The sequence below is a fragment of the Pseudactinotalea sp. genome (assembly GCF_048594945.1).
In the GTDB taxonomy this organism is placed as follows: domain Bacteria; phylum Actinomycetota; class Actinomycetes; order Actinomycetales; family Beutenbergiaceae; genus Pseudactinotalea.
In genome coordinates, this window is record NZ_JBMDXJ010000036.1 from 1 (window position 1) to 14,278 (window position 14,278).

Annotated in this window: 13 protein-coding genes, 1 tRNA gene and 1 pseudogene; 7 read left to right on the top strand and 8 right to left on the bottom strand. The window is 69.6% G+C overall.

Translation table 11 applies throughout. The features are described from left to right. The 4 genes and pseudogenes from ACOJSN_RS01685 to ribH all read left to right on the top strand — a co-directional run. Positions 1-690 (top strand): RibD family protein (locus tag ACOJSN_RS01685; RefSeq protein WP_420110776.1); only part of this gene is annotated, 690 nt, incomplete at its 5' end. Beyond that, positions 691-1,311, top strand: coding sequence for a riboflavin synthase (locus ACOJSN_RS01690; protein WP_420110777.1), 621 nt, complete (start codon positions 691-693; stop codon positions 1,309-1,311). It begins immediately after the preceding gene. Then, positions 1,308-2,534, top strand: a complete 1,227-nt coding sequence (locus ACOJSN_RS01695) for a bifunctional 3,4-dihydroxy-2-butanone-4-phosphate synthase/GTP cyclohydrolase II (RefSeq protein ID WP_420110778.1) — start codon at positions 1,308-1,310, stop codon at positions 2,532-2,534. Before ACOJSN_RS01690 ends, ACOJSN_RS01695 begins: the two co-directional genes overlap by 4 nt. A 1-nt stretch (position 2,535) precedes the next feature. Continuing rightward, positions 2,536-3,024: pseudogene (gene ribH / locus ACOJSN_RS01700) on the top strand (6,7-dimethyl-8-ribityllumazine synthase). Here the strand turns inward: ribH and ettA are convergent. From ettA to ACOJSN_RS01720, 4 genes are all read right to left on the bottom strand, one after another. Further along, a complete protein-coding gene (ettA, locus tag ACOJSN_RS01705; protein WP_420110779.1) occupies positions 3,011-4,693 on the bottom strand; it encodes an energy-dependent translational throttle protein EttA in 1,683 nt (560 codons plus the stop codon). The pseudogene ribH and the gene ettA overlap by 14 nt on opposite strands. Before the next feature lie 95 nt (positions 4,694-4,788). Then, positions 4,789-5,280 (bottom strand): single-stranded DNA-binding protein, encoded by a 492-nt coding sequence (locus tag ACOJSN_RS01710; RefSeq protein WP_420110780.1) that lies wholly within the window; start codon positions 5,278-5,280, stop codon positions 4,789-4,791. A gap of 427 nt (positions 5,281-5,707) precedes the next feature. Next, positions 5,708-7,165 carry a GTP-binding protein gene (locus tag ACOJSN_RS01715; RefSeq protein WP_420110781.1) on the bottom strand — a complete coding sequence of 486 codons (1,458 nt, stop codon included), beginning with the start codon at positions 7,163-7,165 and terminating at the stop codon, positions 5,708-5,710. Then, the gene (locus tag ACOJSN_RS01720; RefSeq protein ID WP_420110782.1) at positions 7,162-8,784 is read right to left on the bottom strand and encodes a GTPase domain-containing protein; all 1,623 of its coding nucleotides are present in this window, start codon (positions 8,782-8,784) and stop codon (positions 7,162-7,164) included. Before ACOJSN_RS01720 ends, ACOJSN_RS01715 begins: the two co-directional genes overlap by 4 nt. Before the next feature lie 106 nt (positions 8,785-8,890). On the opposite strand from ACOJSN_RS01720, the gene ACOJSN_RS01725 reads away from it, so the two are divergent. Next, positions 8,891-8,963, top strand: a tRNA-Arg gene (locus ACOJSN_RS01725). A 130-nt stretch (positions 8,964-9,093) separates the two neighbouring features. On the opposite strand, the gene ACOJSN_RS01730 is transcribed toward ACOJSN_RS01725, so the two are convergent. Genes ACOJSN_RS01730 through ACOJSN_RS01745 form a run of 4 tightly spaced genes read right to left on the bottom strand, consistent with a single transcriptional unit; the run spans position 9,094 to position 11,642 of the window. Continuing rightward, positions 9,094-9,897, bottom strand: a complete 804-nt coding sequence (locus tag ACOJSN_RS01730) for an ABC transporter permease (RefSeq protein ID WP_420110783.1) — start codon at positions 9,895-9,897, stop codon at positions 9,094-9,096. Next, on the bottom strand, positions 9,894-10,910 hold the full coding sequence (locus ACOJSN_RS01735) for an ATP-binding cassette domain-containing protein (protein ID WP_420110788.1): 1,017 nt from the start codon (positions 10,908-10,910) through the stop codon (positions 9,894-9,896). The genes ACOJSN_RS01730 and ACOJSN_RS01735 overlap by 4 nt, the downstream gene beginning before the upstream one ends. Before the next feature lie 32 nt (positions 10,911-10,942). After that, complete coding sequence (locus tag ACOJSN_RS01740; RefSeq protein ID WP_420110784.1) at positions 10,943-11,416, bottom strand: Clp protease N-terminal domain-containing protein; 474 nt, start codon at positions 11,414-11,416, stop codon at positions 10,943-10,945. After that, positions 11,409-11,642: a hypothetical protein gene (locus ACOJSN_RS01745; RefSeq protein ID WP_420110785.1), complete on the bottom strand. Its 234-nt coding sequence runs from the start codon at positions 11,640-11,642 to the stop codon at positions 11,409-11,411. Before ACOJSN_RS01745 ends, ACOJSN_RS01740 begins: the two co-directional genes overlap by 8 nt. A 472-nt stretch (positions 11,643-12,114) precedes the next feature. On the opposite strand from ACOJSN_RS01745, the gene mgtE reads away from it, so the two are divergent. Further along, a complete protein-coding gene (mgtE, locus tag ACOJSN_RS01750) occupies positions 12,115-13,473 on the top strand; it encodes a magnesium transporter (RefSeq protein WP_420110786.1) in 1,359 nt (452 codons plus the stop codon). Positions 13,474-13,504: 31 nt separating this feature from the next. Further along, positions 13,505-14,278, top strand: a 774-nt coding sequence (locus ACOJSN_RS01755; protein ID WP_420110787.1) for an HAD-IIA family hydrolase, incomplete at its 3' end; no start/stop codon positions are given.

Here is a 14,278-nt window from a genome sequence, read left to right on the forward strand (position 1 = left end):
GAGCGGCTGGCGGCGGCCGGGATCGAGGTCGAATCCGGCCTGATGGCCGAGGACGCCCTCGGCCTCAACCCTGCGTGGACCTTCGCCCACACCCGCGGGCGGCCGTTCGTCACCTGGAAGCTCGCCACCACACTCGACGGCCGCAGCGCTGCCGCGGACGGCAGCTCACGATGGATCACCGCGCGCGCCGCTCGCGAAGACGTTCATGGCCTCCGGGCACGCTGCGACACGATCCTCGTGGGCACCGGCACAGTCGCGATCGACGACCCGCATCTCACGGTCCGACACCATGCGGTTCACGGCGAGCCACCGCTACGCGCTGTCATGGGAATCCGCGCCATGGCCGCCGACCGACGCATCCACGACGCCGCCGCGCCAACCGTGCGGCTGCACACGCGCGACCCGCACGAGGCGCTCGAGGCCCTCTACCGCGAGCACGACCGGCACCACGTGCTGCTCGAGGGCGGTTCCACGTTGGCCGCAGCGTTCCTGCGAGCCGAGCTCATCGACGAGGTCATCGCCTACGTGGCGCCGGCCTTGCTGGGTACCGGGCTCGCCGCGGTCGGCGACCTCGGGATCAGCACCATCGGCGACACGGTGCGCCTGCACACCACCGACGTCGCCGTGCTCGGGAGCGGCGCCGACGCCACCGTCCGCATCACCAGTACCCCCATCACGAAGGAGACGTAGATGTTCACCGGCATCATCGAAGAGCTCGGCCGGATCCGTGCCGTGCAGGACCAGGGCGGCGACGCGATCCGCGTGACCATCGAGGCGAGCACCACGCTGACCGACGCGGCGCTCGGCGACTCGATCGCCGTCGACGGCTGCTGCCTCACGATCGCCTCACTGGACGCCGCCAGCTGGTCGGCCGATGTCATGGGAACCACGCTGGCCGCGACCACGCTCAGGGCGCGTCGGCCGGGCGATCAGGTCAACCTGGAGCGCGCCGTGACCGCGCAGCAACGCCTGGGCGGGCACATCGTGCAGGGCCACGTGGACGGCGTGGGCAGGATCCTCGAACGGCGCAGCGAACCGCACTGGGACAGCATCGTCATCGGACTGCCTTCCCGCGGCGAGCTGGAGCGCTACCTCGTGGACAAGGGGTCGATCGCGGTCGACGGCGTCTCACTCACGATCGTCGACGTAGACGAACGCCGCGTGAGCATCGGTCTCATCCCCGAGACTCTCGCGCGCACCACGCTCGGGCACCGACTGGTTGGGGACCTCGTCAACCTCGAGGTCGACGTGCTCGCGAAGCACGTCGAGCGGTTGCTCGTGTGGCGCTCGACGGCGGAGGTCACCTCGTGAGCGGCGCCTTGCGTCTGGACCCCATCGAGCGGGCGATCACCGATATCGCTGCGGGACGTCCCGTGGTGGTCGCCGATGACGCCGACCGTGAGAACGAGGGTGACATCGTGTTCGCCGCGTCCGCCGCCACGTCCGAGCTGATGGCGTGGACCATCCGGCACACCAGCGGGATCATCTGCGTGCCGATGGTCGGGCCTGAGCTCGACCGGCTCGGCATCGCGCCGATGGTCGCCCGCAACGAGGACCCGATGCGGACCGCGTACGCCATCTCGGTCGATGCGCGCGACGGCGTCACCACCGGCATCAGTGCCGCCGATCGAGCCCTCACGGCACGGCTGCTCGCGAGCACCGACACGCAACCCGTAGACCTGACCCAACCCGGCCACGTGCTCCCCCTGCGCTACCGCGAGGGCGGCGTGCTCGTGCGGCGTGGGCACACCGAGGCGGCCGTCGACCTCGCCCGGCTGGCGGGGTTGTCCCCTGCCGGGGTGCTGGCCGAGGTGACTGGCGACGACGGCACGATGACACGCGGGTCGCAGCTGCGTCGCTTCGCCGACGAGCACGGGGTGGCGCTGATCTCGATCGAGCAGCTGGTACGCCACCGCCGCCGCACCGAACGGCTCGTCGAGCGGGTGGCGAGCAGCCGGCTCCCCACCCGGCACGGCGACGTCACCGCCATCGGCTACCGGGACATGATCGACGGCGCTGAGCACGTCGCGCTTGTCGCCGGCCCGCTCGAGCGGCTGGACGAGGCGCAGCCGGTGCTGGCGCGGGTGCACTCCGAGTGCCTCACGGGAGAGGCCTTCGGCAGCAGCAGGTGCGACTGCGGACCACAGCTCGACGACGCACTGGATCGGATCGTGCGCGCCGGGAGTGGCGTGCTCGTGTACCTGCGCGGCCACGAGGGTCGCGGCATCGGCCTCGCCGCGAAGCTGGCCGCCTATCGGTTGCAGGACAGCGGGCGGGACACCGTGGACGCCAACCTGGACCTGGGCCTGCCTGCCGACGCACGCGACTACGGGACCGCGGCGCAGATCCTGCACGAGCTCGGGATCGGCGCGGTGCGGCTCCTGACCAACAACCCCGCCAAGGTGCGCTCGCTGACCGACGACGGCATCGCCGTCGAGCGCGTGCCACTGGCGCCGCGGCAGACCGACGCCAACACCGATTATCTGATCGCCAAGCGCGACCGGATGGGCCACCACCTGACAGGAGTGATGTGAGATGAGCGGAACCGGCTCCCCCACCTTCCAGCCGACGGACTCCCGCGATCTGCGGGTGGCCGTGGCCGCCGCCAGCTGGCACGCGACCGTGATGGACGGGCTGCTCGCAGGCACCGAGCGTGCGTTGCACGAGCACGGCATCCACACGCCGACAATCATCCGGGTACCGGGTAGTTTCGAGCTGCCGGTCGCCGCGGCGGCGCTCGCCGCAGCCGGGCACGAGGCGGTCGTGGCCCTCGGTGTCGTGATACGCGGCGGCACACCGCACTTAGACTAAGTGTGCCGGGCGGCGACGGACGGGCTGGCGCGCGTCGCGCTCGACCACGGCGTCGCCGTCGGGTTCGGCCTGCTCACCTGCGACGACGAGCAGCAGGCCCTGGCCCGCGCCGGCTTGCCCGGCTCGGTCGAGGACAAGGGTCACGAGGCCGCCACGGCAGCCGTGCTCACCGCCCGCACGCTGCGGGCGGTGAGCGACCTCAGTCGCGCGTGAGCTTGCGGTAGGTGACCCGGTGCGGCCGCGCAGCGTCGGTACCGAGGCGCTCGACCTTGTTCTCCTCGTAGGAGGCGAAGTTGCCCTCGAACCAGTACCAGTTCGCCGGGTTCTCCGCGGTGCCCTCGTAGGCGAGCATGTGGGTGGCGACACGGTCGAGGAACCACCGGTCGTGCGAGACCACCACGGCGCAGCCCGGGAAGTTCAGCAGCGCGTTCTCCAGCGAGCCGAGCGTCTCGACATCGAGGTCGTTGGTCGGCTCGTCCAGCAGCAGCAGGTTGCCGCCCTGCTTGAGCGTGAGCGCCAGGTTGAGGCGGTTGCGCTCACCACCGGAGAGCACACCGGCCGGCTTCTGCTGGTCCGGGCCCTTGAACCCGAACTGCGACACGTAGGCGCGTGAGGGGATCTCGACATTGCCGACCTGGATGAAGTCGAGCCCGTCGGAGACGACCTCCCACAGCGTCTTCTTCGGGTCGATGTTCTCGCGGCCCTGGTCGACGTAGGAGATCTTGACGGTCTCGCCGATCTTGAGGTCACCGCCGTCGAGCGGTTCCAGACCCACGATCGTCTTGAACAGGGTGGTCTTACCCACGCCGTTCGGGCCGATCACGCCGACGATGCCGTTGCGCGGCAGCGTGAACGAGAGGTTGTCGATCAGCAGCCGGTCCCCGAACCCCTTACGGAGGTTCGTGGCGTCGATGACCTGCGAGCCCAGGCGCGGGCCCGGCGGGATCTGGATCTCCTCGAAGTCGAGCTTCCTGGTGCGGTCCGCCTCGGCCGCCATCTCCTCGTACCGGGCCAGACGTGCCTTGGACTTGGTCTGGCGGCCCTTGGCGTTGGAGCGGACCCACTCGAGCTCGTCCTTGAGACGCTTGGCGAGCTTGGCATCCTTGCGCCCCTGGATCTCCAGGCTCTCGGCCTTCTTCTCCAGGTAGGTCGAATAGTTGCCCTCATATGGGTAGAGGCGGCCGCGGTCGACCTCGGCGATCCAGCCGGCCACATGGTCGAGGAAGTACCGGTCGTGCGTGACGGCGATGACGGCGCCCGCGTACTTCGACAGATGCTGCTCCAACCAGTCGACGCTCTCGGCGTCGAGGTGGTTGGTGGGCTCGTCCAGCAGCAGCAGGTCGGGCTTCTCCAGCAGCAGCTTGCACAGTGCTACGCGGCGCCGCTCACCACCGGAGAGCTTGGTGACCGGCTCGTCGCCCGGCGGGCAGCGCAGCGCGTCCATCGCCTGCTCGAGCTGGGAGTCGAGGTCCCACGCGTCAGCGGCATCGATATCGGTCTGGAGCTTGCCCATCTCCTCCAGCAGCGCGTCGTAATCCGCGTCCGGGTTGGCCATCTCCTCACCGATCGCGTTGAACCGGTCGAGCTTGTCCTTCATCTCGCGCACGCCGTCCTCGACGTTGCCGAGCACGGTCTTGCTCTCGTCCAGCGGGGGCTCCTGCAGCAGGATCCCCACCGAGAAACCGGGTGAGAGGCGCGCCTCTCCGTTGGAGGGCTGCTCGAGCCCCGCCATGATCTTGAGGATCGTCGACTTCCCGGCACCGTTCGGGCCGACCATGCCGATCTTCGCGCCCGGCAGGAACGACATCGAGACGTCGTCAAGGATCACCTTGTCACCGTGTGCCTTGCGCGCACGGACCATCGAGTAGATGTACTCGGCCACTGTTCTCCCAAGTCTCGTGGAGCGGAGGATTCCAGCCACCTACCCTACGGCGTGCACCGGTCCCGGCAGCCCATGAGCCGCCGAGACCGGGCCGCTCACGTCGTGGCGAAGGCAGGCTCCGGCTCGCTCGCCTCGGTCTCGAGGTCCGGCTCCTCCCCGAAACCCCCACCGGCCTCGGCCATGCGACTCACGTCCACCGGCGGGTGATCCGTGACCTCTCCCGCCTCGTTGCGGCTCACCTTGGCCACCCGCGCGGTAGCCGAGTACAGGTCCGGCCCCAGCGCGCGGGCGTGGACCACCGCGGTGCGGAACGTGATGTCCTTGTCGTTGGTGTACTCCTCGATCTCCAGCGGTCCCTGCACGATCACCCGGTCGCCCTTGCGCAGGCTCTCCGCGACGTTCTGCGCGAAGGCACCCCACAGCTTGACGTCGTACCAGGACGTCGCGCCATCTGCCCATCCTTCGGGGGTCCGGATGCGCCGGTTGGTGGCGATCCGCAGCCGCACCCATGGCTTGCCGGTGGTCGACCGCTGCAGCTCGGGGTTCGTCCCCAGGTGGCCTCGCAGCGTCACCTCGGTCTCGCTCATCTCTGCTCTCCTTTCATGCTGACCGGCCGGTCACGCCGGCCGCCCGGCTCCGTGCCGGAGTACCCAGGCTGGCTGGAGCGCACCCTCGCCCGCTGAGCGGTGGGAGGGGTGCTGTGGATGACGGTGCATCAGCGTGCACCTGTGGATAACGTGCGCTGGTGACTCATCCGTGGGGCGCTGGTGCGGACGCGGCGCTGCCGCGAGCGTCATCACGGATCCGCTCGGGAGCCCACGGGCGGGCTGAAGCGTGACTGGCGTGCCCTGTCGGCGCCTCTGTCACGCCGAAGGCCGTCGTGGCGTGACTGGCGTGCAGACATGGCAGCTCAGTCACGCCCACGGCGGGTCTGGGCGAGGCACGGCGTTGAGGAGGTGATACCAACGGCACGCCAGCCCGGCGGGTGCCGGCGAGCCTGGTGCGGTCGGTCTCTCAGCCCTCGACGCCCGACCGCACGGCCGCATGGTCGGTGAGCACCGCCGTCGCGGGGTCGATGAGATCGGCGGTGACCACACCGGCGACGGCGTCGCTCACCTCGCGCCGGTAGCGCTCAGCGCGTTCGGCGGCGCTGCGGCGCCGCCGGGACCGGGCGAGGAGCCCGAGCACCACGCCGAGCACCGCGATCAGCACACCGCCGGCCGCGACGGCGATTCCGAGTGTGGTGCTCTCGGTGAGCAGGAACAGGATCGCTCCGGCGAGTGCGGCGACGATGCCGACGCCGACTGCCACCAGACCCAGCAGCCGCATCCGTGCCGCCGAGGCATCGCGCGAGGGCGGCTGCGCCACCCCTTCGAGCGCCTGGCTGGCATGGTCGAAGAAGTCTCCCGCCGGTGCGACGGCGGCGCCGACGGCGGAGCGCCAGCGGGTGGGAAGACCCGCCGTGGCCTCGGCGACCCAGGACTCCCGGATCGCGTCGATGCGGGAGCGGGCTGGGCGTTGCACACCGCTGAGGGCCACGGGGGTCGGGCTCGCGACGGCCGCCTGCAGCGCGGCGGTCACGGCAGGGACGCCTGCGGCGTCGGCCAGGGCAGCTGCGGTCTCAGCGGTCGCCGGAACGTCGGGCTCACGCTCCCCCAGCCCCTCGCTGACACGGCGCGCGATCGCACCGATCTCGTCGCGCGCCGTACGGGCCGCGATCGACTCGGTCTGCAGCACGTCGCTGAGGTGCTTGCGCACGTCGGCGATGCCGGTGCCGGTGCGCGCGGACGCGAGGATCACCGGCACGTCGGCGAGGCCGTCCTCGGCGAGCAGACGCCCGACGTCGTCCCTCACCGCTTCCTTGCCGGAGTCGGTGAGCGTGTCGACCTGGTTGACGACCACGAGCATCGCCTCGTGCCGGTCCTGCAGCTCGCGCAGGTAGCCCTCGTGCAGCGCGTTGTCGGCGTACTTCTGTGGGTCGACCACCCAGATCAGGAGGTCGATGAGCGGCAGCAGCCGATTGACGAGCTCGGCGTGCCCGGTCGCGACCGAGTCGTGGTCGGGAAGGTCGAGCAGCACCAGCCCGTGCAGGTCGGCCTCGTCGCGCGCGGTCAGCGCCGACTCCCGCAGGATGCGGCGCTCCTTGGCCACCTGGAGGAAGTCCAGCAGCTTGTCGGCCTGCGGTCCCCACACGCATGCCGTCGCCTGCGAGGTGGTGGGGCGGATGACACCCACATCGGCGAACTGCAACGTGGTCAGGGCGTTGAACGTCGAGGATTTGCCGGACCCGGTGCCGCCCACCAGCGCCACCACCGAGTGGTCGACGCCGAGCTCGAGTCGCTCCAGCACCCGGTCGAGATCGGTCCTTGCCCGGTCGGCGAGGGCCGGCTCGAATCGGTCGTGACCACGATCGAGAGCCTCCCTGATCTCCTCGACGCGTGCCCGCAGCTGGGGGCCGATCTCCTGACTCACACGTACTCCCGCAGCTCACTGGCCCGCAACCGCAGCCGAGTGGCTGCATCCGCGGGGTCGATGTCCATCGTGTTGAGGGCCGAGGCGAACTCGTCGGCCTCCGCCGCCACCGCGGCGGCTGCCCAGTCGGCCAGATCGTCACGCAGCGCGGAGACCGCGGAGGCGCCCGAGTCACCGGCGAGACGCTGGACCGCGCGAGCTGCGCCGTCGACCCCTACCGCGGCCACCTCCACGAGGTGACCGATCTCGATGCCCGAGAGCGGCTCGGATGCGGTGAGCTCGACAGTGCGGTCGCTGGCTACCGAGTCCCACTCGCGGAACAGCAGGTCGAGTCGTTCGGTGCGGGCCGCGGCGCTGGCGTCCGCCGGCACGGCCGCTGCGAGCTGACGCCCGGCCGCGGTCTCGGCCAGCCCGGTGCGGATCGCGCGTTCGGCGGAGGCGCACGCGTCGGTGAGCACGGTGCGCAGCTCGGCGAGGCTGACCTCGCGGAGTCGCTGCAGCGCGTCGGCGCGGCCGGTCGAGGAGCGGCGGTAGCGACGGCGCTGCAGCCAACCCTTCGGCGGGGCGACGAGCGAGGACAGTGCACCGCCCGAGCTCGCACCGGCCAGCCATGCGGTGGTGGGAGCTCCGGTTGCGGCGGCGCCGGTCTGCACGTCGGCACGGGCCTGCGCGGCGGCGGCGCGCGTGGCAGCCTGCACGGCGCCCTGCAGCGAGAGCGTGGTGCGGCGTTGCGAGTCGAGGTTGGCGGCGAGCAGCTGCACGTCCTCGCGCAGTGCCGGCCACGCTCCGCGCACGGTGCGCGCGATGACACTGCGGGACTGCGCCCCCGCGCCGAGCACCCCGAGGAACTGGGCAAGCGGCTGCACCTTGCCTGCGGGGAGCGGGCCGTCGATCGGGCCGACATCGGGGATCACGAAGAACGGCACCGAGGTGAGCCCTTGCTCCTGCAGGCGCGCGAACAGGTCGTTGCGCACCTCGGCCAGGCCACCTCTGTCCACCCTGTTGAGCACGACGGCGATCGAGATCCCTCGCTCGACGGCGTCCCTCAGCCGTTGCCACGGCAGGGCATCTCCGTAGCGGGACCCGGTGGTGACGAAGACCCACATGTCAGCCATCTCGACGAGCTGGTCGGCGAGGTCACGGTTGGCCGCATGGACCGAGTCCAGGTCCGGGGCGTCGATCAGAGCGAGGCCCCGCTTGGTCCCGTCGTGGGTGACGCGGGTCGCGACCTCGAGCACGGGGTGACCGTCGAGCAGCTCGCCGTCCTTGGGGTGGACCACCAGCACCGGCTCGCGCGTGGTCGGCCGCAGCACGCCAGCCGGCGAGACGTCGGCACTGACCACCGAGTTCACGATCGTGGACTTGCCGGCGCCGGTGGAGCCCCCGAGCACCACGATCGCCGGGGCGGACACCTCCCGTAGCCGCGGCAGCAGGTGATTGCTGACCTGCAGCGCTACGCGGTGGCGGCGCGCGCGGGCCTCTTCGGCGTCCGGTGTGTCGAGCGCGAGCCGCGCGTCCTCGAGGCTGCGGAGGAGGTCTTCGACGACCTCGACCATGGGGACGGCCGGCGGGCTCGCGGGCTCATGGCCCCGCGCGTCGTCGTCGGTTCTCGTGCTCACGTGCCTAGACTGCCGGTTTCTGGCGCCAGAGACCAATGAGCGCGCCGAGGTGGACGTGCTCGCGCCGTACCCTTGAGCGTACGATCCGCTCCGGATCCGCGCCGATGCCCTCGTAGCTCAACGGATAGAGCAGCAGCCTTCTAAGCTGTTGGTTGCAGGTTCGAGTCCTGCCGGGGGCGCTTGCGACGCAGGAGCATGCGCCCCGGCATGGACGATGGGAGCCGGAGCGCGGCCACGACGAAGGAGCGGCCGCCGACGGCGGCGCCTGCCGGGGGCGCTTGCGACCAAGCGAGACGCACGAGCTGTCGTTCACCGCGCGTTGCGCTGATAGGCCCTGACGGCGAGCGGAGCGAACACGATCACGATGAGAACTGCCGTGACGATGGACAGGGTGAAGTCCGCGCCGATCATTCCGGTGTTGAGGAGTTCCCGTGCCGCGCTGACGAGATACGTGACGGGATTGAAGTGGGCGGCGGTCTGGAGCCAGCCAGGCATGGTGGCGATGGGCACGAATGCACCGGAGAGGAGTGTCAGGGGGTAGAGCACGAAGATCGCGATGCCCTGAAGGGCTTCCGCTGTGCGGGATACGACGCCCACGTATGCGAACGCCCAGCTCATTGCCCAGGCGCAGCCGATCACCAGCAGGGCTGCGCCGACGATGGCACCGAAGCCCCCGTCCGGGCGATAGCCGAGCGCAAACCCAGCGAGGAATGTGGTGATTGCGGCGATCGTGTAGCGCAAGATATCGATGAGCAGGGCTCCAGCAAGCGGTGCGATACGCGCAATCGGCAAGGTGCGGAAGCGGTCGAAGACACCGGAGTTCATGTCTTCACGTAGGCCTGCTCCGGTGGTGACCGACGCTGTGATGATGCTCTGCACGAGGATTCCCGGGATCAGAAAGGTGAGGTAGCTGGTTGTGTCGCCAGCGATCGCGCCACCGAACAGGAATGTGAACAAGACGGTGAACAGGATTGGCTGGGCGACAACGTCGAGGAACTGCTCAGGCGTTCGCTTGATCGTCAGGAGGCTACGGTGGGCCATCGCCAGCGTGTTCCGCAGGGCCTGTGCGGGACTGGGCGTGCGGCGCAACGCCGGGGGGATAGTGGTCGTCATGATGCGCCTTCTTCGCTGACGGCGGGTTCGGGAGTCTCAGATTCGGTCGTGTGGCCGGTGAGGGTCAGGAATACCTCGTCAAGGGTGGGCTTCTGCACGCTCAGCTCAGATAACCGCAGGCCGTTGCTGCGCAGGTCGGTGAGTAGGTCGGTGACTGCATCTGGGTTATCAAGCGGCACACTGACCCGGGCAGACTCGGGCGAAACGGCCGCGCGGGCAGCGAGGATGGCTTCGGCGCGTTCCCGTACCTGTTCGACCTCTGAACGGTTGTCGGGGCGCAGGATGAGCACCGAGCGTCCAACGGAGGCTTTGAGCTCATCGGGAGTGTCGTCGGCGATGACTCTGCCGCGGTCGATGACCATGATGCGGTCCGCGAGCTGGTCGGCCTCGTCCAGGTACTGCGTCGTCAGCAGGACGGTGGACCCCTGCTCGACCAGGCGTCGGATGACCGACCATATGCGGGCCCGATTCCGCGGGTCCAAGCCGGTGGTGGGTTCATCGAGGAAGATCAGGGGCGGCCGGACGATCAGACTCGCGGCAAGGTCGAGGCGACGGCGCATCCCACCAGAGAACTTGCTCAAGGCACGCCCGGCCGCCTCTGTCAGGTCGAACTCCTCCAAGAGCTCTGCGGCGCGGCGGCGAGCGCCAGCGCGGCTGAGGCCGAGCAGGCGCGCGAAGATGATCAGGTTCTCGGTAGCGCTGAGCCGTTCATCGACCGAGGCGTACTGACCGGTGACACCAATGAGTTGCCGCACGATATGGGGGTCTGTGGCGACGTCATGGCCGAAGACGCGTGCGGCGCCGGCGTCGGGGCGCAGCAGGGTCGCCAACATGCGAACAGTGGTGGTCTTGCCCGACCCGTTGGGTCCGAGCAATCCGTAGATGGCGCCGGTGCGGACGTTCAGGTCCAGGCCGTCAACGGCGCGGTGATCGTCGAAGGTCTTGGTGAGGCCGTGCGCCTGCACCGCCCACTCATGGGTGGGGGTGGGAGACGCAGGCGCAGGCGTGTCGATCACGAGCGTTGCTTTCAGTCGGCGTGGGCAGATCAGGCGGCACGGGCGCGGTCGAGGAGCGCGCTGCGGTCCACGCCTGCATAGGCGAGCACTCGTGGAACCGTGCCGAGGGTGGCGGTCAGAATGCCCAGCAGGAGCTCGGTCTCAGCAGGGCGACGACGACCGTCCTGGCCACTGACGGCCTTGCCCCGCTGGATCGCCTCTTTGGTCGATGTTCCCCAGCCCGGCCGGCTCTGTCGCGGCGTCGCTGCGAACAGTTCCTCGCTGACTGGTTCAATCCCGACGGCGGACAGGCTCTCCTGACGCTCGTGGAGTAGCGCGTCCGAGATGGTCTCGTGGTTGAGCCCAACTTCGGTCAGCACACGGCGCGCCTCTAGTGTCTCGTCGGATGCCAGGGTCAGGAGCAGATGCTCCGCCTCGACCACAGGCGCTCGCCGAGCGGTCGCTTCCTCGATCGCGCGCTCCAGCACGCGCGTCAGTGACTTGTTCAGCTTCTGGTCAGCCATGTCTCCTCCTGAGTTCGATGCCTGCCACGGCGAGGCGCGGCAGGTGCTTCTTGTTCACGGCCTGCCGGGTCACTCCGAGTGCTTCAGCGACCTGTCCCCAGGACCAGCCCTGGCCCATGGCTCGCTCTACGGCCGCGTCCTCCAGTTGGTCTGCCAGCTCGCGGAGCGCGAGAACGGCAGCCAGGTGGTCTGCTACTCCGCCGGTCGGCGGAACCTGTGTGCTCATGTGAGCAACTTAGGTTGCTTACACCGTCTTGTCAACTCAGGTTTCCTAACTTCGCAGCACCTGACCTGTGGGACGAGCGCGGTTACGGTTCTGTCACGGGTCGAGGAGAATGCGGATGCCGCAGACTTCGCAACCCGGACGGCCTGCCGGCCGAGCCAGAAGCGGGCGCTGTAACCTGGACAAGCCTGCGGTCCCGGCATAGCCGGACCACGACGGGTCGAACAACGGTCAGCCATGACGGCGTCGGCAGCAGCGCCACGCCCGGGCTCCGAGGCGGAGGCGAGGTGAGGGTCCGATGAGCAGCGACAGCAGCTCCAGTCATCAACCGGGCACCGCACGGTCGAGCTCCCGCCGCCGCTCGCGCTGAGTCGAATCGGCCTCTCGGCAGCCACCTCGCGGTGCCCTCTCACGCGTCGCCCGCACACGGGCGGCGCCCGTTCATGCCCGCAGCCCGCCCTGAGGGAGCCCGACCATGACCACCGACCAGTACCAGGACGTGGCGACGATCCTGGAGAGGATCCGCGCCGCGCTCGAGGCCAACGATCTCGCCGGCGTGAGCAGCACGCTCGCGGACTCCAGCACCGAACCACTCGTGGATGCGCTGGAGCGACTCTCCCCTCGGGATCGGGCAATCGCGTTCCGGCTGCTGCCGAAGCACCGCGCGGTGCGAGTGTTCGAAGACTTCTCGCCCAGCCTGCGCGCGGATCTGGTGCAGGCGCTCCAGGACGCCGACGTCGCCGCCATCTTCGCGGACCTCGAGCCCGACGACCGTGCGTGGCTGCTCGACGAGCTGCCCGCCTCGCTCGCCCCACGACTGCTGCGCGGCCTGCCCGAGCAGGAGCGCCGGCTCACCTCTGCCGTGCTGGGCTACCCGCAGGGGTCGATCGGCCGCCGCATGAGCCCCGAGTACGTCTCCACCCGCACCGACCACACCGCGGAAGAGGCGCTGGAGCGCGTCACGAGCCGGCTGGCGGATGCCGAGACTGTCTACACGTTGCCCGTGCTGGACGGCGGTCGCCGCGTGGTGGGCGTGGTCGGACTGCGCGACCTGTTGGGAGCGTCCCCGCACACAGCTGTGGCGGACCTGATGAGCGAGGCACAGACCGCCGTCGCCGAGGATGACGACGAAGTGGCGGCCCGGCGCTGCGCGGACCAGGGTCTGCTCGCACTCCCGATCGTCGACAGCGAATCGCGGCTGGTCGGCATCCTCACCATCGACGATGCCGTGCGCATCCTCGAGCAGGAGGAGAGCGAGGACGCGGCCCGGCAGGGTGGTGCAGAGCCGCTGCGCCGGCCGTACCTGTCGACGCCGATCCTGTCCATCGTCCGCTCCCGCGTGGTCTGGTTGCTGGTGCTCGCCGTCGGAGCAACCCTCACGGTGCGAGTGCTGTCGGTCTTCGAGGCGACACTCGAGCAGGTGACCGTGCTCGCCCTCTTCGTCCCCCTGCTGATCGGGACGGGCGGCAACACCGGGAACCAGGCCGCCACCACGGTCACCCGCGCGCTTGCGCTGAACGACGTCCGCCGACGCGACATCCTGAGGATCGTCTCGCGTGAGCTGCGGGTCGGACTCACGCTCGGGATGCTGCTCGGCTCCGCCGGTCTCGCGATAGCGGGGCTTCTCTACGACGTTCGGATCGGCCTGGTCATCGGCCTGACGTTGCTGGCCGTGTGCACCATGGCTGCCACGGTCGGCGGAGCGATGCCCGTGGTCGCGCGCGCCCTCGGCGTGGACCCGGCGGTGTTCTCGAACCCCTTCATCACCACGTTCGTCGACGCCAGCGGGCTGGTCGTCTACTTCCTGATCGCCCGCGCGGTCCTCCAGATCTGACAGGCTGCCCCGAGCCGCGGTTCCTGAGACGATGTCCCCTGTGACCCACGAACGCCCCGTCGAGACCTGGCTGACCGACATGGACGGCGTGCTCGTCCACGAGGAGGACCCGATTCCCGGCGCGGCCGAGTTCATCACCGCACTCATCGAGCGTGAGGCGAAGTTCCTCGTGCTCACGAACAACTCGATCTACACAGCACGCGACCTGTCGGTGCGGCTCCGCCGCAGCGGCATCCCGGTGCCGGAAGACGCGATCTGGACGTCCGCCATGGCAACCGCCCGCTTCCTCGACGACCAGCGCCCGGACGGCAGCGCCTTCGTGCTCGGCGAAGCCGGACTGGCCACCGCCCTGCACGACGTCGGCTACGTCATGACCGAGCGCGACCCTGACTACGTGGTGCTCGGCGAGACCCGCACCTACTCGTTCGAGGCGATCACCAAGGCGATCCGCCTCATCGAGCGTGGCGCCCGATTCATCGCGACCAACCCGGATGCCACCGGCCCGAGCCTCGCAGGGACGCTCCCCGCGACAGGTAGCGTGGCGGCACTGATCAGCACCGCCACCGGCCGTCAGCCCTACTACGTGGGCAAGCCGAACCCGCTGATGATGCGGTCGGCGCTGAACCGGCTGGAGGCTCACTCCGAGACCACGGTCATGATCGGTGACCGCATGGACACCGACGTCATCAGCGGTCTCGAGGCAGGGCTGCGCACGGTCCTCGTCAAGACCGGCTCCACCAAGCCGGACCAGATCGAGACCTTCCCCTACCGCCCCACACGCGTGGTCGACTCGATCGCCGATCTG